The organism is Bradyrhizobium sp. Pha-3 (assembly GCF_042258615.1).
Taxonomy (GTDB): Bacteria; Pseudomonadota; Alphaproteobacteria; order Rhizobiales; family Xanthobacteraceae; genus Bradyrhizobium.
Map to the genome: position 1 here is coordinate 7,986,062 of NZ_CP170152.1, position 18,009 is coordinate 8,004,070.

Annotated in this window: 21 protein-coding genes and 1 tRNA gene; 8 read left to right on the forward strand and 14 right to left on the reverse strand. The window is 61.2% G+C overall.

Annotation, left to right across the window (positions count from 1 at the left end; genetic code table 11):
- The first annotated feature begins 8 nt into the window (after positions 1-8).
- The 4 genes from ACE10Z_RS37270 to ACE10Z_RS37285 all read left to right on the forward strand — a co-directional run bounded on the left by ACE10Z_RS37270 (position 9) and on the right by ACE10Z_RS37285 (position 2,489).
- Entirely contained in the window at positions 9-1,022 is a 1,014-nt protein-coding gene (locus tag ACE10Z_RS37270; protein WP_375785153.1) for a hypothetical protein, read from the forward strand.
- 159 nt (positions 1,023-1,181) lie between these two features.
- Positions 1,182-1,463: a hypothetical protein gene (locus ACE10Z_RS37275; protein ID WP_375785154.1), complete on the forward strand. Its 282-nt coding sequence runs from the start codon at positions 1,182-1,184 to the stop codon at positions 1,461-1,463.
- A 434-nt stretch (positions 1,464-1,897) separates the two neighbouring features.
- Complete coding sequence (locus ACE10Z_RS37280; protein WP_375785155.1) at positions 1,898-2,296, forward strand: hypothetical protein; 399 nt, start codon at positions 1,898-1,900, stop codon at positions 2,294-2,296.
- A gap of 34 nt (positions 2,297-2,330) precedes the next feature.
- Positions 2,331-2,489 carry a hypothetical protein gene (locus ACE10Z_RS37285; protein ID WP_375785156.1) on the forward strand — a complete coding sequence of 53 codons (159 nt, stop codon included), beginning with the start codon at positions 2,331-2,333 and terminating at the stop codon, positions 2,487-2,489.
- Between the two features lie 369 nt (positions 2,490-2,858).
- Here the strand turns inward: ACE10Z_RS37285 and ACE10Z_RS37290 are convergent, their stop codons facing one another.
- The 9 genes from ACE10Z_RS37290 to ACE10Z_RS37330 form a co-directional block, all read right to left on the reverse strand.
- Complete coding sequence (locus ACE10Z_RS37290; RefSeq protein WP_375778876.1) at positions 2,859-3,047, reverse strand: hypothetical protein; 189 nt, start codon at positions 3,045-3,047, stop codon at positions 2,859-2,861.
- A 277-nt stretch (positions 3,048-3,324) separates the two neighbouring features.
- On the reverse strand, positions 3,325-4,179 hold the full coding sequence (locus tag ACE10Z_RS37295; RefSeq protein WP_375785157.1) for a hypothetical protein: 855 nt from the start codon (positions 4,177-4,179) through the stop codon (positions 3,325-3,327).
- Positions 4,167-4,763 carry a hypothetical protein gene (locus ACE10Z_RS37300; protein WP_375785158.1) on the reverse strand — a complete coding sequence of 199 codons (597 nt, stop codon included), beginning with the start codon at positions 4,761-4,763 and terminating at the stop codon, positions 4,167-4,169. Before ACE10Z_RS37300 ends, ACE10Z_RS37295 begins: the two co-directional genes overlap by 13 nt.
- Positions 4,750-4,995, reverse strand: a complete 246-nt coding sequence (locus ACE10Z_RS37305) for a hypothetical protein (protein WP_375785159.1) — start codon at positions 4,993-4,995, stop codon at positions 4,750-4,752. Before ACE10Z_RS37305 ends, ACE10Z_RS37300 begins: the two co-directional genes overlap by 14 nt.
- A 224-nt stretch (positions 4,996-5,219) precedes the next feature.
- A complete protein-coding gene (gene queC / locus ACE10Z_RS37310) occupies positions 5,220-5,930 on the reverse strand; it encodes a 7-cyano-7-deazaguanine synthase QueC (RefSeq protein WP_375785160.1) in 711 nt (236 codons plus the stop codon).
- Between the two features lie 376 nt (positions 5,931-6,306).
- Positions 6,307-6,705 (reverse strand): hypothetical protein, encoded by a 399-nt coding sequence (locus ACE10Z_RS37315; protein ID WP_375785161.1) that lies wholly within the window; start codon positions 6,703-6,705, stop codon positions 6,307-6,309.
- Between the two features lie 138 nt (positions 6,706-6,843).
- Entirely contained in the window at positions 6,844-7,380 is a 537-nt protein-coding gene (locus tag ACE10Z_RS37320; protein ID WP_375785162.1) for a nucleotidyl transferase AbiEii/AbiGii toxin family protein, read from the reverse strand.
- A 91-nt stretch (positions 7,381-7,471) separates the two neighbouring features.
- A complete protein-coding gene (locus ACE10Z_RS37325; protein WP_044590027.1) occupies positions 7,472-7,654 on the reverse strand; it encodes a helix-turn-helix domain-containing protein in 183 nt (60 codons plus the stop codon).
- Positions 7,655-8,041: 387 nt separating this feature from the next.
- Positions 8,042-8,116 (reverse strand) — tRNA-Glu (locus ACE10Z_RS37330).
- Positions 8,117-8,625: 509 nt separating this feature from the next.
- On the opposite strand from ACE10Z_RS37330, the gene ACE10Z_RS37335 reads away from it, so the two are divergent.
- Together ACE10Z_RS37335 and ACE10Z_RS37340 are read left to right on the forward strand one after the other, a co-directional pair.
- On the forward strand, positions 8,626-9,078 hold the full coding sequence (locus ACE10Z_RS37335) for a (2Fe-2S)-binding protein (RefSeq protein ID WP_375785163.1): 453 nt from the start codon (positions 8,626-8,628) through the stop codon (positions 9,076-9,078).
- Position 9,079: 1 nt separating this feature from the next.
- Complete coding sequence (locus tag ACE10Z_RS37340) at positions 9,080-11,407, forward strand: molybdopterin cofactor-binding domain-containing protein (protein WP_375785164.1); 2,328 nt, start codon at positions 9,080-9,082, stop codon at positions 11,405-11,407.
- A 284-nt stretch (positions 11,408-11,691) separates the two neighbouring features.
- Here the strand turns inward: ACE10Z_RS37340 and ACE10Z_RS37345 are convergent, their stop codons facing one another.
- The 3 genes from ACE10Z_RS37345 to ACE10Z_RS37355 all read right to left on the reverse strand — a co-directional run bounded on the left by ACE10Z_RS37345 (position 11,692) and on the right by ACE10Z_RS37355 (position 14,655).
- On the reverse strand, positions 11,692-13,422 hold the full coding sequence (locus ACE10Z_RS37345) for a methanol/ethanol family PQQ-dependent dehydrogenase (RefSeq protein ID WP_375785165.1): 1,731 nt from the start codon (positions 13,420-13,422) through the stop codon (positions 11,692-11,694).
- A 123-nt stretch (positions 13,423-13,545) separates the two neighbouring features.
- Positions 13,546-14,193, reverse strand: coding sequence for a ubiquinol-cytochrome c reductase iron-sulfur subunit (locus ACE10Z_RS37350; protein ID WP_375790016.1), 648 nt, complete (start codon positions 14,191-14,193; stop codon positions 13,546-13,548).
- 126 nt (positions 14,194-14,319) lie between these two features.
- Positions 14,320-14,655, reverse strand: a complete 336-nt coding sequence (locus ACE10Z_RS37355) for a hypothetical protein (protein ID WP_223977202.1) — start codon at positions 14,653-14,655, stop codon at positions 14,320-14,322.
- A gap of 65 nt (positions 14,656-14,720) precedes the next feature.
- Here ACE10Z_RS37355 and ACE10Z_RS37360 point away from each other — a divergent pair, with 65 nt between their 5' ends.
- A complete protein-coding gene (locus ACE10Z_RS37360) occupies positions 14,721-15,701 on the forward strand; it encodes an RluA family pseudouridine synthase (protein ID WP_375790017.1) in 981 nt (326 codons plus the stop codon).
- Between the two features lie 217 nt (positions 15,702-15,918).
- Positions 15,919-16,815 (forward strand): RNA polymerase sigma factor RpoH, encoded by an 897-nt coding sequence (rpoH, locus tag ACE10Z_RS37365; RefSeq protein WP_021077401.1) that lies wholly within the window; start codon positions 15,919-15,921, stop codon positions 16,813-16,815.
- Between the two features lie 184 nt (positions 16,816-16,999).
- Here rpoH and ACE10Z_RS37370 read toward each other — a convergent pair whose 3' ends face one another.
- Together ACE10Z_RS37370 and ACE10Z_RS37375 are read right to left on the reverse strand one after the other, a co-directional pair.
- Positions 17,000-17,197, reverse strand: a complete 198-nt coding sequence (locus ACE10Z_RS37370; protein WP_375785166.1) for a hypothetical protein — start codon at positions 17,195-17,197, stop codon at positions 17,000-17,002.
- The gene (locus ACE10Z_RS37375; RefSeq protein WP_375785167.1) at positions 17,181-18,005 is read right to left on the reverse strand and encodes an arylamine N-acetyltransferase; all 825 of its coding nucleotides are present in this window, start codon (positions 18,003-18,005) and stop codon (positions 17,181-17,183) included. Before ACE10Z_RS37375 ends, ACE10Z_RS37370 begins: the two co-directional genes overlap by 17 nt.
- Positions 18,006-18,009: the final 4 nt, after the last annotated feature.

The window sequence follows — 18,009 nt, forward strand, 5'->3', positions numbered from 1 at the left end:
ACTCGGATATGCGTCGCAGCAGCGACCTCTCGGACAACTTGAACAAGTTTACCGGCAAGATCGAGCGCGCGGCGTTCATCAGCAACGGACCCGGAGGTTTGCAGCATGTAGCGATCGGTGGAGCAAGCGGCGGTCCCGGATCATCTGGTGGTCTTGGCGCGGGCAGCTACGTCGGCGGCGTCCCCAACCTGGTGAAGAGCACGCCCGGCGCGGCGCTGCCCGACTTCGGAGTCGGCCGCAGCGGCAGCATCATGCGGACCAGTCGTGAACGTGTTGGCGCTATCACGGGCGCGGATAAGGTCCCGTCGATCGGCGGCTCTCTCGATACGGCCACGGGTCAGGGTCTCAGCGGCAACAGATACCTCGCCGCTCGACGTGCGAGGTTCCAGCGGGAGATAGACAGCGATCCGACCCTCAGGATGCATCTCGCGGCGATACAAGCCACCGAGGGCGCCAGCGGAGGCGGTACTATCGAGAGCCTGATGAACCGCGCCGACATGGAGGGCAAGACGCTCCGCCAGATGATCGGCATGGATGCCAACGGCGTTCCACATCTCGGCACCAAGGGTTATCTGAAGGGCAAACCAGATAGCTTCTATGGGCCCATCCCGCGGGGTGAAATCTACGGAGCGATCCGCAGGCTGCAGAGCAACCCGAAGGAGTTCTCCAAGTACGATGCCTACACCAACCGCGCTCTTGCGGGCAGCCACGTCATCGGTGGCTACACCGACCAGGGCTTGCCTACCGATCCCAACGGGTCTAGCCGAACCGGCATCGCCGGCAGCAGCGCCGCGCCGATTGCAAACGTCCCGGCGCCAACAGAGATGATCCAGAGCGTTCCTTCTCCGACGGCTGTCAATCCTGGAGCAGGTGCGGGCGACGTGCGCTCAGTCCCGGGGAACGTGGCAATTCACATCAACGGCAGCAGTCACGATCCCGAAGCATTAGCAACGCTAGTGCAGCGCCGGATTGACGAGTCGATGAACTGGCGCACTCACGACACCGCGAGCGAGTACGCCTGATCGCTGTCGGATAGATCATCACTGCTGGGACGGATGTACTCCTGGCAGTGATGGTCACATTTGCTGGAATGCAAACCGGTCGGCGAAACTGCAAATGGACTTGCAAACGCGGCTTCATCACAATGTTGCCGATCACTTCACACGCAAGGAGGATTTTACATGAGCCAACCCCGTCGCGGCTACAGCATCACGAACGAGAATGGCCGGCATGTCGCCCGGTCAACCGATGGCGACGACCTCGCAATCCATTCAGTCTACCTTCCCCGCGTGCTGGACGCTGTGGACGCATTCTGGAAGGTGCTTAACAATATCCGATCGCTCAGAGACCTCGATCAATCGACCATCGATAGCATGCCCGCGCCGCGCTGGCTGAGGGACTGGATTGTCCATCCGACCAGCCACGTCGATCTTGATGCCGCCTATGCTCAGGGTGCTTGCTAATGCACCTCACTGAGGAATCTGGACGCTCCTGCCGGCGCTCGAAAAGCTGGGAGGAGACGATGCTGAAGCCGTCACCTTCGCTCGTGCCGCTGCTGACAATCTCCGGCATCTAGTTGCAACCGGTGTGTTCGGTGCCCTGACCGGTCCGGCGCTTGCGCTGATGCAGTCGATTGCGGCCGATCAGACAATGCGGCCAGCCGACCGCCCTTCCGGAATAGCCGCCCGAATTGCTGCACGGGTAGCGAGGGGTTCGCCCTGGAATAACAGACTAGTCACCGCCGCGGCCGGCGCGGGCCGTTTTCCGCTCCACGCGGATCGGCGATCATGACAAACGCCTCGCGATCGAGTAGCGTGGGAGCAATTATTCTGTATCCGCTTCAGACGCCCGTCTGGGGCGGTTTCCTTTATCAGTTTCCGGTTGGTGAGCAGGGGCAATGGTTCAAAATCGATGGGGCGCCCTACGAGAGATCTGCATTGTCGCGCTTGTGCTGGCTGGCGCGGCAACTTTGCCGGATCTCGCTCAGGCCGGTGAAATGGCAAACGACTCGCAGCAAAAGTGCCTTGAGCTGACACGGATAGCTGCTGACTCGATGCGCCTCACACCTGCAGACGAAGAGTTCTGCGAGCGATTTGGACGAGTTGTCGAGAGCTACAACACTGAAAGAGGCATCCCGAAGGACGACTCTCCATCGCGGCCGTCTAAAATGTCTCACACCGAAATCGTCGCACTGATCACCAGGTTTATCAGCCAGAATCCCAAGTATGCGAACGAACCGCTCGCCGCCAAGACGATGTATGCCATTTCGGCGTTGGCCAGCGGGCAAATGAGGTAACGGCGGCGGTTGCCGCTATGGGGGATGGGGGACCATGAAGCGACGCAGGACGACGATTGGCACGCTGATCGACCACGACAAGGCGTGGGCATACGATCGCATCAAGATGCTCTACGTGAACCGCTGGCTCGAACGACGCCCTTTCCTGAAGTGGGCCATCGAGACCTGGATCGACAAGCCCTGGCGCCGGTAGCGAGGGCTTCGCCCTGAAGATCACCGGGACCGCCCGGGTCAGAACCGGGCATGGCCGGCGGGCGCTACGCGCGGATCAACACCATTCTCCAGTTGCGCGCCGTCCGCCGGAATGGCATCCAGATTTGCTTTCGGAGGGGGGACGAGATGCTCAGGGATTCTCTCAAGTGGGGGCTCGCGGGGGGCGTCGTTTTGTACATCATGACGACCATTCTCGCCTTCACGGGGTGGCGATACAGAATACCATCTGACGACAACCTCCTGTTCCTGATGAGGACGGGCAGCCTGGCGTCCAGCATAGCTATTGCTATCTGGCTGGTTCTCACGGGCAAAAGGTCTTCAACCGGATGACCATCGAGCGCTCCGTGCGCTAATGACCCGGTGGCCGCCGGAACGGGATCACTTCGCCGTCTGCTGCCCTGATCACCGCCCGCGCCAGCGCCATCAGGTCGAAGCCGAGATCTGCGATCTGGTCGGCGACGCCCTGGCGGTCCATCTCGTGGACGATCGCCTCAGCAACCTTCATCAGTCGTGCCATCTCCGCCGTCGTGTCGCCCATCGTGCCGTGTCCTCGGTGAGACCGAGATCATATCCACGGCGGGCGTGGGTAGCGAGCGCTCCACGCTGATCTTCCAATCCCCATCTGCGCCAGTCCGCCTCGGGGATCGAGACCTGCAGCTCGTTGCCGGCGAAGTCGAGCACGTGTCAAACAGGTCGATCCGGCGCAGCCCCTTCGCCTCGCGCTCGGCCATGATCCGCTGGCCGGGAATCTGACCAAGGACAGGGTTGAGCCGCAACATGGTGCGGAGTTCACTCAAGCGTCTGGCTGATGCCGGCTATTTCTTGGTGATTGAACCTTCTCCGGCGGAGTTACGGGGAGCACGCGCGTCGATATTGGCCGCAATTCGAGGGATAGCGGCAATTACGCGAGCCATGGCGATCACCGTCACGTCGCCATAGTCTTCGCCGGCCGTTCGCGGCACGTGACCTTGGATGGCGTCAACGACACGGTGATCGAGCCCTAGGTTTCGGGCGATCGTCTTGAGGCGATGCCGCCAGCCATGGTTAGGCTGGACACGATCATCTGTCATCACACCTCTGACGAACGCCACGACACGTTCGTAAGCGCCCTTTGCGAACAGCGGGCCATCGCCAGAGGTCTCAACGAACTTTAAGAACCCCATATCAATCAGGTGCTGATGCACGGGGACCAGCCGGAACAGTCCTGACTTGATGCTGCCCGCAGCCGGGTTGAAATCGAAAATATGGCGTCCAGACTCCCTACGAACATCTTCCTTTCGAAGCTGCAACGCCTCGCCAATCCTACAACCGGAGTAGGCGGCGATAATCGGACCCCATTTCTTGGCCGCAGCGGTCCGTGCGTCCTCTTTCGGCTTCCGGGCGTATGCGAGGCAGGCTTCAAATATCGCCTTGGCCTCGTCTTCCGTGAAGCCTTTTGATCGCGTGCGGATTTTCTTCTCCGCCTTGATCTTGATGACGTCGGCCGGATTCCTTGCCAGCTTCTTGTTGTCAACGGCCCAGCCGAACACTGATCGAATGCCTGGGAGATCACCATCCCGCAAGGATTTGACGGTCACTACCTTGAGTCGAGCATCCTTGAACGCGAGCATGTCCTGGTCGGTTACGCGGCCGGCGTCGTCATGACCAAGATGCTTGATCAGCCTATCCACCGCCCCCGGTAGGTATCATGAGTCTTTCGTGAACGGCCGGTGGCCTTGGCTTCCTGCCACCAGAGGTCAAACAGCCCGCTGATCGTATGCTTCGGTTTAGCTTTTGTTACGCTCTCGATAGCTGGAAAGCGAAGCGCCTTCATATCGGGCTTGTAGTCTCCCTCTGCATTGCGGCGGAGCTGCCAGCCAGCATCTAGCGCAGCGGTGCCAACAAGATGGAGGAACCGGCGACGGTCACCCTGAGCAAGATGGATGCGCTGTCGGATCAGTACCCAATCGGCGATCAACCCAAACCGGTCCTCCAGGCTATCGAACTGTCCGGGCGGTAGGGCATTCACAGCCGCGGTCAGATCGCCCTCACCAAACACCTCCATCGCGGTCGCCGCCTCATTCGGCATGAGCACAGCGGGCGGCGGGGACTGTATGCGGCCTTCAAGTGCCGCGCGATGCAGCGCCTTGTGATAGCTCCACGGTCCAGGCTCACCGGGACTGTCGGAATGGATTTCGTCGTAAATCCGGTACGCCTCGCCAGATAGCGCGACCAGCGCCTTGTGAGAGAAAGAGACGGGCTCAGCTTCTGTCAAGTTCGAACAGCCGCCGAAGATGATCCAATGCGTTTGCCTGCCGCGCCTCCGCAAGGAGCCGATCATCCGTTTCGAGGCTGAAAGAAATATCGTTTCCGATCTTCACCACCTTGATGAAGGGCCGCTCGGTTCCAAGGCTGAGCAGCACGCGCTTGCCGCGTAGCTGCGCGATGACTTTGGCAGGGACGCGAACGCGGAACTGGGGAATGCTGGATCGGGTGCGGGTGGACATTGAGAAGTTCAAGGAAACCATGGTTCTGTGTGGCACTCTTGTGTGGCACTCAGGACCGAATGTCCAATAAAATCAATGCATCCAATAGGATAGGTGGTGCTGCCAGACAGGATTGAACTGTGACCGAGAGCATGTTCCTTACTTGAATATATTGAGGTTTTCGCCTCGCCAATGGTGCGTGAGTGGCGAGAGCAGATGTCTACGGATGAAATCCGCTTAGATTGCTACGCCGAGGCCGCAGTGAATTCCCGCCAGCCCTTCTCTCGCAGTCGGCAGGCGTCGCACTGTGTGCATCCGTATCCCCAAGGTTGCCGCCTCCCTCTCACGCCTTCGTAGCAACTATGCGTCTCTTCCCTGATGAGTTCTAGTAAGGCGCTGCCGCCAAGGGCACTGGACAGCCTCCAGACCCCGGCCTTGTCTAGCTCCATCAAGGGGCATTGTATTGACCATGAAAAGCCTGTCGCTTCGTTCAGCGCTGCTTCTATGGCGTTCATAGCCTTACGCCGACAATCGGGATAACCCGAGTATTCGGTCTCGCTGACGCCACAAGCGAGCGTCTCAATGCCCCTCCGAAACGCTACACTTGCGCTCAAAGACATCATTATGAGGTTTCGCCCGGGAATATATTTCTTCCGAAGGAGCATCTCACTTCGGGAAACGTCAAACGACGCGATATTCCCTGCGATCTGACCGGCAAGGTCAAGTGCAACCACATGGTCTGGCCCGAGCCGAGTGGCTATCTCGGGGAATTCATCAGCTAAGCGAGCTCGAAAAATAGCTCGCTGCTTCATCTCTACAGCGTGCTTTTGGCCATAATCAAAGCCGATCGTTTCGACCCTCTCATAGTTCTCGAGAGCCCATGCGAGAACCGTCGCGGAATCCTGGCCGCCCGAAAAAAGGACCAGTGCCGCTGAGTTGCTCAATGCTGCTCCCATTGTCGACGTCGAATCCAATCACACGCAGAATCGATATCCCTAAATATCTTACGGAGTGCGCAATCGATCATAGGGTTATCGCCGACAGGAAGCAGAGACCGAACGTCCGTTTTTAGGCCAAGGCAAATCTTACCGCGACTGTAAGCGTAGCCTTCAATGAATTCGAGACCATCGAGCCCTCGCCCCATCTGAAGCACACCCTTCAGCATTGTCCTATTGAAATCCGGCAGCACAGCGCTGTTGTGCTCCAATAGGGCAATGAGTTCATTCAGGAACGGCCTACGGCTTTCTAGGGCCAAGCCAGGATAGCCGTAGCGATGGAATAAGCCGATCGTGGCCGGAAGATCACTTCTCAGCACCTCGGCTAGGTCGCTCTTCAGCGCCGCATGAACCCGAACAGCTCGGGATTTTCGAGCAAAATCGAATCAACAACGATCGACCAATAGAGCGGGTCGAGATCATGATAGTGGATCATCAGGCCGTTTTCGGTGATCCAGCGCAAGAACGTGGTCAGCGATCGCAACAGGTCCAGAAAGTCGCCTTTTGCGACATGCTCAAGTTTAATTTCGCTGGCCGTCTTCTGAACGCGCATGACGACCCGCAGCGGCCCGATGTCTATCGGGCGCGGCGCACCTTCATGCACCACGCCGCCCAAGACGAAGACCTTTAACTCGGCGACGTTCAGGGCCTGAGCGGCGATATGCAGCTTGCGGATATTGTTGGTTTCATCGTGATAGAATGTATAGCTCTTGTCGGCCTTGGTGAGCCCATACATTCGTATTTAAGAGTCTCTAAACTCATCGATATCAACCAAAAAGCATCCTCCCTGAGCGTCAGCCACTTCCGAATATATAGAACGACCGGACTTGGGCGAGCGCTCTCGCTACGGACGGCCAAAGGGAGCGAGGAGCGTTCAGTCGACTAGCCACCAGTCCATATTGGCGGCGGCATCAAACTTCCTCAACAGGCGGTCAAGAAGCGACTGTTGTCGCATCGGTAAATCTGGACCTTTCCTCCAACCAGCGAGTGGCTTTCCATAAGGGCTCCCCCTGTAAAAACCTCGGCTGGCGTTCGACACCTCGGTCAGCGATCCGGGTTCGACCGCAACCTGTTTGGTGAATGCCGACCACTGATCCTCCTTGCCGGCATCCTCCGTGAAGGCGGTCGTCAGGCCGTCAGGACGCTTAGTTGGAATCTCGGTCTTGCGGCGCTCGAACGTCGTTAGCGCGTCGCCTTCGAACTTGTAGGAGCGGATCAACAGCCAAACGTCGTAGAAGTCCTTCAGGCGACTATTTGCGAGACCAAGCGAGACCATGGCCTGGAATTTCTCCGCCACAACGGTTTCACGGGCGTAGGAGCGGAGCTTGGGGGCTGGAAAATCCAACGGCACCGGCAGATCGATTTCCTGAACGCCGGGCTCGACGGCGTCGCCGAACACGACATCGATCACTGCGCGTAAGCGAGCACGGTCGTGTCATCAAAATGAGTGCCCGAGGAAATGCGCCTTCAAAGTGGTGTTGCCCCCTTAAATCGCGCGTCCATTAGTTCGACATGTTGGTGTCAAGCAGCGCCAGAAGTGAGCGCACCACTACTAGTCGCCGACGTCCGATCGTTGTCGTGACGATACGTCCAGCCCCTATCAACTCGTAAAGCTTCGTGCGTCCCAAGCCGGTCACTTCGCATGCATCGTCAATCGTGCAGGTGAGCCGCTGGGCGAACGGCATCGTACTCGGTTCTGCGGCTTTCGGAGCGGATAGACTGACTTGTGACTGTTGCCCGCCAGTTTTCTCTCGTCGATTGTATCTCACGTGGCCCTCCTATTCGCACAAAGCTCGACAGAAGGGTTGATTGTGCGACGAGCAACGTCAATGCGAGCATCCGAGGGCGCTCGCGTACGACAGCGCACGTCAGAGGCGGTTTGAATATTTGCGGACACCAAGGGCGACGAGGAAATTTTTCGCGAATGCGCCAGCCACAATGAGGCATCGCGCTGAGGCTATTTGGCGAATATCGGTAGCAAATTCCGCAAGCGTTCGCCGCTGTTCACCAGCGTCTTATTCAACCATTATTCAACGAACTCGGCTGATGGATACCTAAGTGCCTGAGTTTGCTGGCGCTCCCTAGGGGAATCGAACCCCTGTTTCAGCCTTGAGAGGGCCGCGTCCTAACCGCTAGACGAAGGGAGCGTTGAGGGGAAAGGCAATAGCCTTGAAATCGGGCTGCCGCAAGATGGCTTGTGCGTTGCGGTGGGGATTTTGTCATCCATGCTTACCATGCCGTGCCGGCGGTTTCGGCACGGGAGCTGGCCCGGAACGCCCCCTGCGCCCCGCGGGGCCTCAGCGCGCCGCACCCGCATGGACCAGCGATGGGGCGGCACCGATCGCATGATCGCCACCTCCGGATGTCATGTCTTCATCGTACACGGCCCTGCTTTCGCCAAACGGAAATGCAAAACACCTGGCTGTGAAGTCACCCGACGGCCTGCCTCTGCTAACATCGCAGCTCTTCACCATGCTGCGCCGGGGGAGGCGCTCAAGTAGCAAGAGGAGTGCTTGGAACAAGGCGAAGCCCGCCGGCACGGCGACTTGGCTCACGAATATCTTGGCAAAAACAAACATCAGCGCGGCCGCAGGCCATGGAAGACGTTCCGCCCTGCCCGCACCGGTCAATAGCTTAAGCAGAGCGAGGACAGACCATGATCAAACTAAAAATCAACGGCCAGGAACAGAATTGGGACGGCGACCCGGATCTTTCGCTGCTGTGGTATCTGCGTGACGAAGCCGGCCTCACGGGCACCAAGTTCGGCTGCGGCCAGGCCCTGTGCGGCGCCTGCACCGTGATCATCGACAAGGAAGCGGTGCGCGCCTGCATCACCTCGGTCTCCGACGTCGTCGGCCGCGAGGTTACCACCATCGAGGGGCTGCACCCGACCGGCGACCATCCGGTGCAGAAGGCATGGCGCCAGGTCAATGTTCCGCAGTGCGGTTACTGCCAGGCCGGCCAGATCATGCAGGCCGCGGCGCTGCTGGACCAGAATCCGAAGCCCAACCACGACCAGATCCGCGAAGCCATGTCGGGCAATATCTGCCGTTGCGGCTGCTACCAGCGGATCGAGAATGCCGTTCATCTCGCATCGACGGGGGTGTGACATGAACATTCGCACCAACATATCCACCAATTCTGGCAAGCTTCGCGGCTTCGAGAAGCATGTGAAGGTCGAGAACGTCTCGCGCCGCAGCATCCTCAAGGGTCTCGGCATCGCCGGCAGCTTCGTGCTCGCCGCACCCGTGATGACACGGCAGGCGTTCGCCTATGAGACCGGTGCCGGCAAGATGCCGCACGGCGTCGTGGTCGACCCGCGCGTGTTCGTTGCGATCGCCCCCGACGGCGTCGTCACCATCCTGGCGCACCGCTCCGAGATGGGCACCGGCGTCCGCACCAGCCTGCCTTTGATCGTCGCCGAGGAAATGGAGGCCGATTGGTCGCGCGTCCACGTCCAGCAGGCGCATGGCGATGAGGTCAAGTTCGGCAACCAGGACACCGACGGGTCGCGCAGCACGCGACACTATCTGATCCCGATGCGCCAGATCGGCGCCTCCGCGCGTTCGATGCTGGAAGCCGCCGCCGCCAAGAAATGGGGCGTGCCGGTCACCGAGGTGAAGGCGCAGAACCACGAAGTCGTCCACAGCGCAAGCGGACGCAAGATCGGCTTCGGCGATCTCGCGGCCGATGCCGCCAAGGAGTCGGTACCTGATATCAAAGGCCTCAAGCTGAAGGATCCGAAGGACTTCCGCTATCTCGGCAAGGGCCAGGTCTCGATCGTCGACCTGCACGACATCACCACCGGCAAGGCGCATTACGGCGCCGACATCCGGCTGCCCGGCCTGAAATACGCTGTGATCGCCCGTCCGCCGGTCACCGGCGGCAAGGTCAAGTCGTTCGACGGCAGCGCGGCGATGAAGGTGCCCGGTGTCGAGAAGGTCATGGAGGTCAAGGGCTGGCCCTGGCCGTCAAAATTCCAGCCGCTCGGCGGCGTGGCCGTGATCGCGCGCAACACCGGCGCCGCGATCAAGGGCCGCGACCAGTTGAAGATCGTCTGGGATGACGGCGCCAACGCCAAGTACGATTCCGTCACCTATCGCGCCTCGCTGGAAGAGGCCGCGCGCAAGCCTGGCCTCGTGGTGCGCAAGGAAGGCGACGTCGATGCGGCGCTGAAGAGTGCCGACAAGGTGATCGTGGGCGAATACTATCTGCCGCATCTCGCCCATGTCAGCATGGAGCCGCCGGTCGCGGTTGCCGACGTCAAGGGCGACAAGGCCGAGATCTGGGCGCCGGTGCAGAGCCCCGGCGGCACCCGCGAGGACGTCGCCAAGACGCTCGGCATCCCCGAGGACAATGTCACCGTCAATGTGACGCTGCTCGGCGGCGGCTTCGGCCGCAAGTCGAAATGCGATTTCGCGCTCGAGGCGGCGTTGCTGTCGAAGGAACTCGGCGCGCCGGTCAAGGTGCAGTGGACCCGTGAAGACGACGTGCATCACGACTTCCTGCACACCGTCTCGGTGGAACGGATCGAGGCCGGTCTCGACAAGAGCGGCAAGGTGGTTGCCTGGCGGCACCGCAGCGTGGCGCCGACTATCGCCTCGACCTTCGCCGCCGGCGCCAATCACGAAGCGCCGTTCGAACTCGGCATGGGCCTGATCGACAATCCGTTCGAGATCGCCAATTTGCAGTGCGAGAATCCGGAAGCGGCCGCGTTCACGCGGATCGGCTGGTTCCGTTCGGTGTCCAACATCCCGCGCGCCTTCGCGGTGCAATCCATGGTCGGGGAAATCGCGCACGCGACGGGTCGCGACCAGAAGGAGATGCTGCTGGAACTGATCGGCAGCCCGCGGATCGTCAACCTGTCCTCAGTGAAGGATCCCTGGAACTACGGCGAGCCCTATGACAGCTACCCGATCGACACCGCGCGGCTCCGCAAGGTAGTCGAACTGGTCGCCGAAAAGGGCGAGTGGGGTCGATCGTTGCCGAAAGGCCATGGTCTCGGCATCGCCGCGCATCGTTCCTTCGTCAGCTACATCGCGACCATCGTCGAGGTGGCTGTTGACGACAAGGGCAAGCTCACGGTGCCTCGGGTCGACACCGCGATCGATTGCGGCACTTACGTCAACCCGGAGCGGATCGCCTCGCAGATCGAAGGCGCCGCGATCATGGGGCTGAGCCTCGCCAAATACGGCGAGATCAGCTTCAAGGACGGCAAGGTGCAGCAGAGCAATTTCGACGACTTCCCGGTGATCCGGATCGACGAGTCACCCGCGATCACCAACGTCTACATCGTGCCGCCCGGGGCAGACACCCCGCCGAGCGGCGTCGGCGAGCCCGGCGTGCCGCCGTTCGCACCGGCACTGAGCAACGCGATCTTTGCCGCCACCGGAAAGCGCATCCGCGCGCTTCCGATCGGCAAGCAGCTGGAGACGTGAGGCAGGAACGTTAGACGAAAAGACCAAACGCCCGCGATCTTCGCGGGCGTTTTACTTTGAAGGCACCACATCGTCATTGCGAGGAGCGACAGCGACGAAGCAATCCATCTCTCCGGTTGTGGCGCTATGGATTGCTTCGCGGAGCCTGTCATCGGGCGCGCATTCGCGCGACCCGTTGGCTCGCAATGACGTGGAGATAGACCGACCGGAGCGGACCGGGAAACGGCGGGCTCCCCCCTCGCCGCTTCCCGATCGCATCGCCCCCTATCGGAAGGCCGCGCTCTTTACTTCTTGTTGAGCGCGAACACCCAGATCACGCCGCCTTGCGGCACGTTGTTCTCGAAGCCCGCAACCTTGCCGGCGAGCGCGTCCTGGATGCGCTGCGCGTCGACGCCCCAGCCCGACTGGACCGCGATGTATTGCGTGCCATCGACCTCATAGGACATCGGCATCGCCATGATGCCGGAGTTGGTCTTCTGCTCCCACAACAGCTCGCCGGTCTTGGCATTGAAGATGCGGAACATGCGGTCGTTGGTGCCGCCTGCCAGCACCAGATCGCCGGCGGTCGCCGTCACCGAGCCGAACAGCTGCGAGGTCTTGAAGTCGTGCTGCCAGACCTTCTTCCCGGTGGACGGATCCCACGCCTGCAACTCGCCGAAATGATCGGCGTTGGGTGCCGGCGTCAGTCCGATGTCCTCCGGCTTGGTGCCGAGCCAGAGCTGGCCGGGAACCAGCGGCTGCTTCTCGCCGGTGAAGCCGCCGCAGAAATTCTCGTTGGCGGGGACATAGACGAGCTTGGTGTTCTGGCTGTAGGCCGCCGACGGCCAATCCTTGCCGCCCCATAGCGACGGGCAGAACTCGATGCGCTTGCCAAGCACGGGCTTGTGCTCGGGATCGACGATCGGCCGGCCGGTCTCGGCCTCGATACCCTTCCAGACGTTGGTCTTCACGAACGGCCAGCCGGATACATAGTTAATCTTGTCCGGCTTGTTCTCGAGTATCCAGAAGATCGCATCACGCCCCGGATGGATCAGGCTCTTGAACGAACGTCCTTCACGCTGCAGATCGATCAGCATCGGCGCATCGACCTCGTCCCAGTCCCAGGAATCGTTCTGGTGATACTGGAAGTGCTTCTTGATCTTGCCCGTTTCGGGATCGAGGCCGATCACGGAGCTGGTGTAGAGGTTGTCGCCGGCGTGAGCAGAGCCCGGCCACGGCGCGGCGTTGCCGACGCCCCAAAGGATCGTCTTGTTGTCCTTGTCATAGGTGCCGGTCATCCAGGCCGATCCACCGCCCGACTTCCAGTCGTCGCCGCTCCAGGTCTCATGGCCAGGCTCGCCTTCGCCGGGGATGGTGAAGGTGCGCCAGAGCTCCTTGCCGCTGTCGGCATCGTAGGCGACGACATAGCCGCGTACGCCGAACTCGCCGCCGGAGCCGCCGACAATCACCTTGCCGTCGACCACCAGCGGCATCAGCGTCAAATACTGACCCTTCTTGTAGTCCTGCACCTTGGTGTCCCAGACCACTTTGCCGGTCTTGGCGTCGAGCGCGACGACATGGTCGTCGGTAGTGGCAAAGTAGACCTTGTCCTGCCACAGGCCAACGCCGCGGCTGGTCGGGTGCAGCTGGAACAGATCGTCCGGGAGCTGGCGCTTGTAACGCCAATACTCTTCGCCGGTCTTGGCGTTGAGTGCGATCACCTGCCCCATCGGGGTCGCGGCGAACATCACGCCGTTGTTGACGATCGGCGGCGCCTCGTGGCCCTCAAGTACACCGGTGGAGAAAGTCCAGACCGGCTTGAGATCCTTGACGTTGGATGTGTTGATCTGATTGAGCGGACTATAACCCTGTCCGTCATAGGTCCGGCGATAGAGCATCCAGTTGCCGGGTTCGGGATTTTCGAGTCGCGCAGAGGTGACGGAACTGTAGTTTTCGATCGGCCCTGCGACGGCACAGGTCGAAATGAGGCACGTGAATGCGACACAACTCGACAGTAACCACTGCTTGCTTGTCATGAGATGCTACCTCCCTGCTCTGTTTTGTTTTTTCAGTTTTTGCTTTGAGCATGATCTCTTCGGAAAACCGCTTCGCACTTTTCCGGATCATGCTTTAGGTCATGCAGAACTCCCGGTGCGGCCTCATCCTCCCTGCTGAGCACCCACCTTCCCGACGAATGGCGCTGCGACTGTGATCGCGCCGTCGGCAACCGTCAGCGGCAATGCCGCGAGGCGACGTGGCGCCGGCCCGAACACGACCTGCGCATTCTGCCGCGGATCGTATTCGGAGTTGTGACAGAGGCATTTCAGAACGTTCTTGTCGCCCTGATCTTGCTTCACCCAGGCGGTGATCGGACATCCGGCATGCGAGCAGATGATCGAGTAGCAGACGACGCCGTCGGGCGCGCGGGCACGCGTGGCGTCGTCCAGTTCGTTCGGATCGAGCTTGACGAGCACGACCTCGTTGAGCCGCGAACCCTTTCGGACGACGGAAGTTTTCGGGTCCTGCGGCCAGGCACGAATGGGCGGTCCGCCCAAGGTCAGATCATCCGACTTGATGACCTGGCCGGCCTTGTCGCCTTCGGCGCGCACCAGGACGTCGGCTTTTTGTGGTCGCTCACTGGCGCCCGGCTGCTCGTCATCGTCGGCGGCTGCGGGCTCGATCGCGGCGAGACAGGCGCAACCCGCCAATGCCGTCAGCAGCGCGCGACGCGTCGGGTCCGCGCACGAACCCGACGCATCGGATTCAACTCTCTGTTCGACAGAAGCGCTGGGGTTGGACTCCGACATGGCACAAGCTGAGCGTGCAACTCGGCCGAAAAGATGGCGGCACACATTCTCGATGCGCGAACGCATGCGGAAAAAATACGCTGCAGCTTTTGGTTGATCGACTGCGCCGCTTCGCGATTGCTTCGATCAGGGCTCGTTGACGAAGGTCAGCCTGCCGACAGGTTTCAGTGTCTTTGCATCAAATGTGCGGATCTCTGTTGCACCGCCTATATCAAGCGTGAGGACCAGCCGTTCGCCGGCGACGCCGGTTGCGACGATACGGGCGCCCTTCGGCAGCGCAGCAGTGACATCGGATACGGAAACGGGGCTTCCCTCGCTGCGATAAAGGCGGTAGCCGATGGCAATCAACACGACGGCCACGGCCAATGCCGAGGTCAGGCCCGCGATCAGCATCATGCGCCGCACCCGCGCGATCAGCGCGGCCTGGTCGGGGGTCGGTTCGGTCACAGCGGTGTCGGTCATCACAAGGCTCTATATCTTTGCAACAGGTCGATTTGAATCAGGTCTCTTCGAATGGCGGTCGGAAGCTGGAGGTCATCGTCGCAGGCGACGAGGGCTCGGCCCGGCTTGACCGCGTGCTCGCACAGCGCACTCCGGAGCTGTCGCGGTCCAGGCTGAAGGCGCTGATCCTCGCCGGTTCCGTGGCCGTCAAGGACGCCGTCGTGCGCGACCCCGCTTATCATGTCGCCAAGGGCGATACGATCATAATCGACGTGCCGGAGGCCGTGCCCGCCGAGCCGAAGGGCGAGGACATCGCGCTCGATATCGTGTTCGAGGACGACGACATCATCGTCATCAATAAGCCGAGGGGCCTCGTCGTGCATCCCGCGGCCGGCCACGCCACGGGAACGCTGGTCAACGCGCTGATCGCGCATTGCGGCAGCAGCCTGTCGGGTATCGGCGGGGTCAAGCGGCCGGGTATCGTGCACCGCCTCGACAAGGACACCACGGGGCTGATGGTGATTGCCAAGAACGACCACGCCCACCAGTCGCTGACCGCGCAGTTCGCCGACCATGGCCGCACCGGCCCGATGGAGCGCGGCTACATGGCGTTCGCCTGGGGCGTGCCGAACCGGCCCCACGGCACAATCGACGCGCCGATCGACCGCCATCCGCATGCCCGCGAGAAAATGGCGGTCCGCCAGGGCGGCCGCGAGGCGATCACCCATTTCGACGTGCAGCAGAGTTTTGCCGGCCGCGACGGCAAGCCGGTCGCTTCGCTCTTGTCCTGCCGGCTCGAGACCGGGCGGACCCATCAGATCCGGGTCCACCTTGCCCATCTCGGCCATCCCCTGATGGGCGACAGCGTTTACGGCGCCCACTTCAAGACCAAGGCCGGGCAACTCAGCGCGGAAGGTAAGCACGCACTTACCGCGCTCGACCGACAGGCCCTCCACGCCTATCTGCTGGCTTTGGAGCACCCCCGGACCGGGGAACTTTTGCACTGGGAGTCGCCCTTGCCGGAGGATTTGCTTCTCCTGCAGCGGGCGCTGACAGCGGCGGTATGACGCACCCCCTACTGAAAAGCCTTGCCATGACAATAGGTTATAGCTGCCACACGGGGACGTGACGTCAGCAATCCTTCCCTATCACGGACAGTTTGGTGTATGTTGCACCTGCGTTGAATATCCAACGCGGAACATCGCAGCATGGCCGGCTTTAACCCAGCGGCCACCTGCCGGGCCCGCCGCTATCGGGGGTCTGAACCACTGGAGGGCGCAAGTAATGGCCCGTACAGCTACGTTGCCGGTCCTCAATGGAGAATCCGGCCTTTCACGTTACCTCGCCGAGATCCGCAAGTTCCCCATGCTGGAGCCCCAGCAGGAGTACATGCTCGCCAAGCGTTGGCGCGAGCATGACGATCGCGACGCGGCGCATAAGCTTGTCACCAGCCATCTCAGGCTCGTGGCCAAGATTGCCATGGGCTATCGCGGCTACGGCTTGCCGATCTCCGAGGTCGTCTCGGAAGGCAATGTCGGCCTGATGCAGGCGGTGAAGCGATTCGAGCCCGAGAAGGGCTTCCGTCTCGCCACTTACGCCATGTGGTGGATCAAGGCGTCAATACAAGAGTACATTCTGCGTTCCTGGTCGCTCGTGAAGATGGGCACCACCGCGAACCAGAAGAAGCTGTTCTTCAACCTGCGCAAGGCGAAGAGCAAGATCTCCGCGCTGGAAGAGGGTGATCTCCACCCCGACCAGGTGAAGCTGATTGCCAAGCGCCTCGGCGTGACCGATCAGGACGTGGTCGACATGAACCGCCGCCTCGGCGGTGACGCGTCGCTCAACGCCCCGATCCGCGACGACGGCGAAGCCGGCGAATGGCAGGACTGGCTGGTCGACAACTCGCCCAACGCCGAAGCCTTGATGGCCGAGAGTGAGGAGTTCGATCATCGCCGCCAGGCCCTGAATGGTGCGATCGGCGTGCTCAACCCGCGCGAACGCCGCATCTTCGAGGCGCGGCGTCTGGCGGATGAGCCGATGACGCTGGAAGACCTCGCCGCCGAGTTCGGCGTGTCGCGCGAGCGCGTGCGGCAGATCGAGGTCCGCGCGTTCGAAAAGGTGCAGTCGGCCGTGAAGGGCACGATCGCCCGGCAGGAAGCCGCACTCGAAGCCGCGCACTGATCGCGCGGCGGCAAGCCAACAGACACGAAAGCCGGCGGCAACGCCGGCTTTTTTGTTGCCATTGATGGCGCGCGATTTGACTTGGGCGCGCCCGCGAACCGCTCTCAAACGAACAGACTTGTCGCAAGCGTCGCCGCCGGGGTCAGCCTTCCTGCTCGCCGCGGTTCTCGATCTTGCGTAGCGCTCACTTGGTCGGATGGAGTTCCCGCGTTCGGGCTTCCAGTTCAGATTGATCGTGCCGCGTGTGACGTAGCGGCGGTTCTTCCTGTTGCGGCTGGTTTTGTTCGATGACGCTCAGGACGCCGCCATTGACGCACTCGATGGAGGGCGGGTCGTGGGCTTTTTCAGCCCAGTTCTCAAAGGGATCAGATGACTTCTGCATGGTGGCGCGACAGGACCATCTGGATTTTTTCCCAGACGCTTCCAGGCTTCGGAACGTCGAGGCCGAAGATCGTTTCGAACGTGTCGGCAAGATGATCCGCGCTCGTGATGCACTGTTCGCTGACGCTGCCCGCCGTCACACTTCGCAGACAATCGTTGTGCAGGGCGATGTAGCCGTCCGTGGTGTGGCGCAGGACCGCCAGCGCGTTGGTGAACGGCGAGCCGGGATCCTGCGTCAGCCAGCCAAGCGTAGCGGCTATGGCGGCCTCGTCGCTGTGATCAGGCCGGAAATCGAAACTGTGCGCCATGCCGCGCGCATGGTTCCTGAAACGCAGCCAGCCATCGTCTGTCGGCACGATCGAAAACTCGAAACCACGTTGGCTGATCGGTCCGACTCCAAGAGGTACAGGTTCCACGATGGCGTCGGACACACCGACGTCGGCAAGGTACGCGCGGTCGAGATCGACACGCAGGGTCAGATGGTTGCCCATGACGATATCGCCCAGCGTTTCACGATTGACGCCGCCGCACAGGCGGGTCACGCGGAAGCCGAGCGCGGCGAGTGCCGCGCCGAACAGGCCGTTCATCTCGTAGCACCAGCCACCACGCTTGCCCTCCACCATTTTTGCGAAGGCGGCGGCCGGAGCGATCGAGGACGGCCATCCCATGAAAGCATCCAGCGCCTCCCAGGTGAAAGCCATGACATGGGCGCGGTGCAATCTCGACAGGCTGGCGACGTCGAGAGAAACCGGCCGACCGACCTCGATCCTTGCGAGATAGGCATCCAGTTGGCCGGACGTCAGGGTCATTCCA

What these genes read in the sequence shown, in the direction of transcription:
- ACE10Z_RS37270 (WP_375785153.1), top strand. Translation starts at nt 9, where the DNA reads ATGCGTCGCAGCAGCGACCTCTCGGACAACTTGAACAAGTTTACCGGC.
- ACE10Z_RS37275 (WP_375785154.1), top strand. Translation starts at nt 1,182, where the DNA reads ATGAGCCAACCCCGTCGCGGCTACAGCATCACGAACGAGAATGGCCGG.
- ACE10Z_RS37280 (WP_375785155.1), top strand. Translation starts at nt 1,898, where the DNA reads ATGGTTCAAAATCGATGGGGCGCCCTACGAGAGATCTGCATTGTCGCG.
- ACE10Z_RS37285 (WP_375785156.1), top strand. Translation starts at nt 2,331, where the DNA reads ATGAAGCGACGCAGGACGACGATTGGCACGCTGATCGACCACGACAAG.
- ACE10Z_RS37290 (WP_375778876.1), bottom strand. Translation starts at nt 3,047, where the DNA reads ATGGGCGACACGACGGCGGAGATGGCACGACTGATGAAGGTTGCTGAG.
- ACE10Z_RS37305 (WP_375785159.1), bottom strand. Translation starts at nt 4,995, where the DNA reads ATGTCCACCCGCACCCGATCCAGCATTCCCCAGTTCCGCGTTCGCGTC.
- queC (WP_375785160.1), bottom strand. Translation starts at nt 5,930, where the DNA reads ATGGGAGCAGCATTGAGCAACTCAGCGGCACTGGTCCTTTTTTCGGGC.
- ACE10Z_RS37315 (WP_375785161.1), bottom strand. Translation starts at nt 6,705, where the DNA reads ATGTATGGGCTCACCAAGGCCGACAAGAGCTATACATTCTATCACGAT.
- ACE10Z_RS37325 (WP_044590027.1), bottom strand. Translation starts at nt 7,654, where the DNA reads ATGCCGTTCGCCCAGCGGCTCACCTGCACGATTGACGATGCATGCGAA.
- ACE10Z_RS37335 (WP_375785163.1), top strand. Translation starts at nt 8,626, where the DNA reads ATGATCAAACTAAAAATCAACGGCCAGGAACAGAATTGGGACGGCGAC.
- ACE10Z_RS37340 (WP_375785164.1), top strand. Translation starts at nt 9,080, where the DNA reads ATGAACATTCGCACCAACATATCCACCAATTCTGGCAAGCTTCGCGGC.
- ACE10Z_RS37345 (WP_375785165.1), bottom strand. Translation starts at nt 13,422, where the DNA reads ATGACAAGCAAGCAGTGGTTACTGTCGAGTTGTGTCGCATTCACGTGC.
- ACE10Z_RS37350 (WP_375790016.1), bottom strand. Translation starts at nt 14,193, where the DNA reads ATGTCGGAGTCCAACCCCAGCGCTTCTGTCGAACAGAGAGTTGAATCC.
- ACE10Z_RS37355 (WP_223977202.1), bottom strand. Translation starts at nt 14,655, where the DNA reads ATGACCGACACCGCTGTGACCGAACCGACCCCCGACCAGGCCGCGCTG.
- rpoH (WP_021077401.1), top strand. Translation starts at nt 15,919, where the DNA reads ATGGCCCGTACAGCTACGTTGCCGGTCCTCAATGGAGAATCCGGCCTT.
- ACE10Z_RS37370 (WP_375785166.1), bottom strand. Translation starts at nt 17,197, where the DNA reads ATGCAGAAGTCATCTGATCCCTTTGAGAACTGGGCTGAAAAAGCCCAC.
- ACE10Z_RS37375 (WP_375785167.1), bottom strand. Translation starts at nt 18,005, where the DNA reads ATGACCCTGACGTCCGGCCAACTGGATGCCTATCTCGCAAGGATCGAG.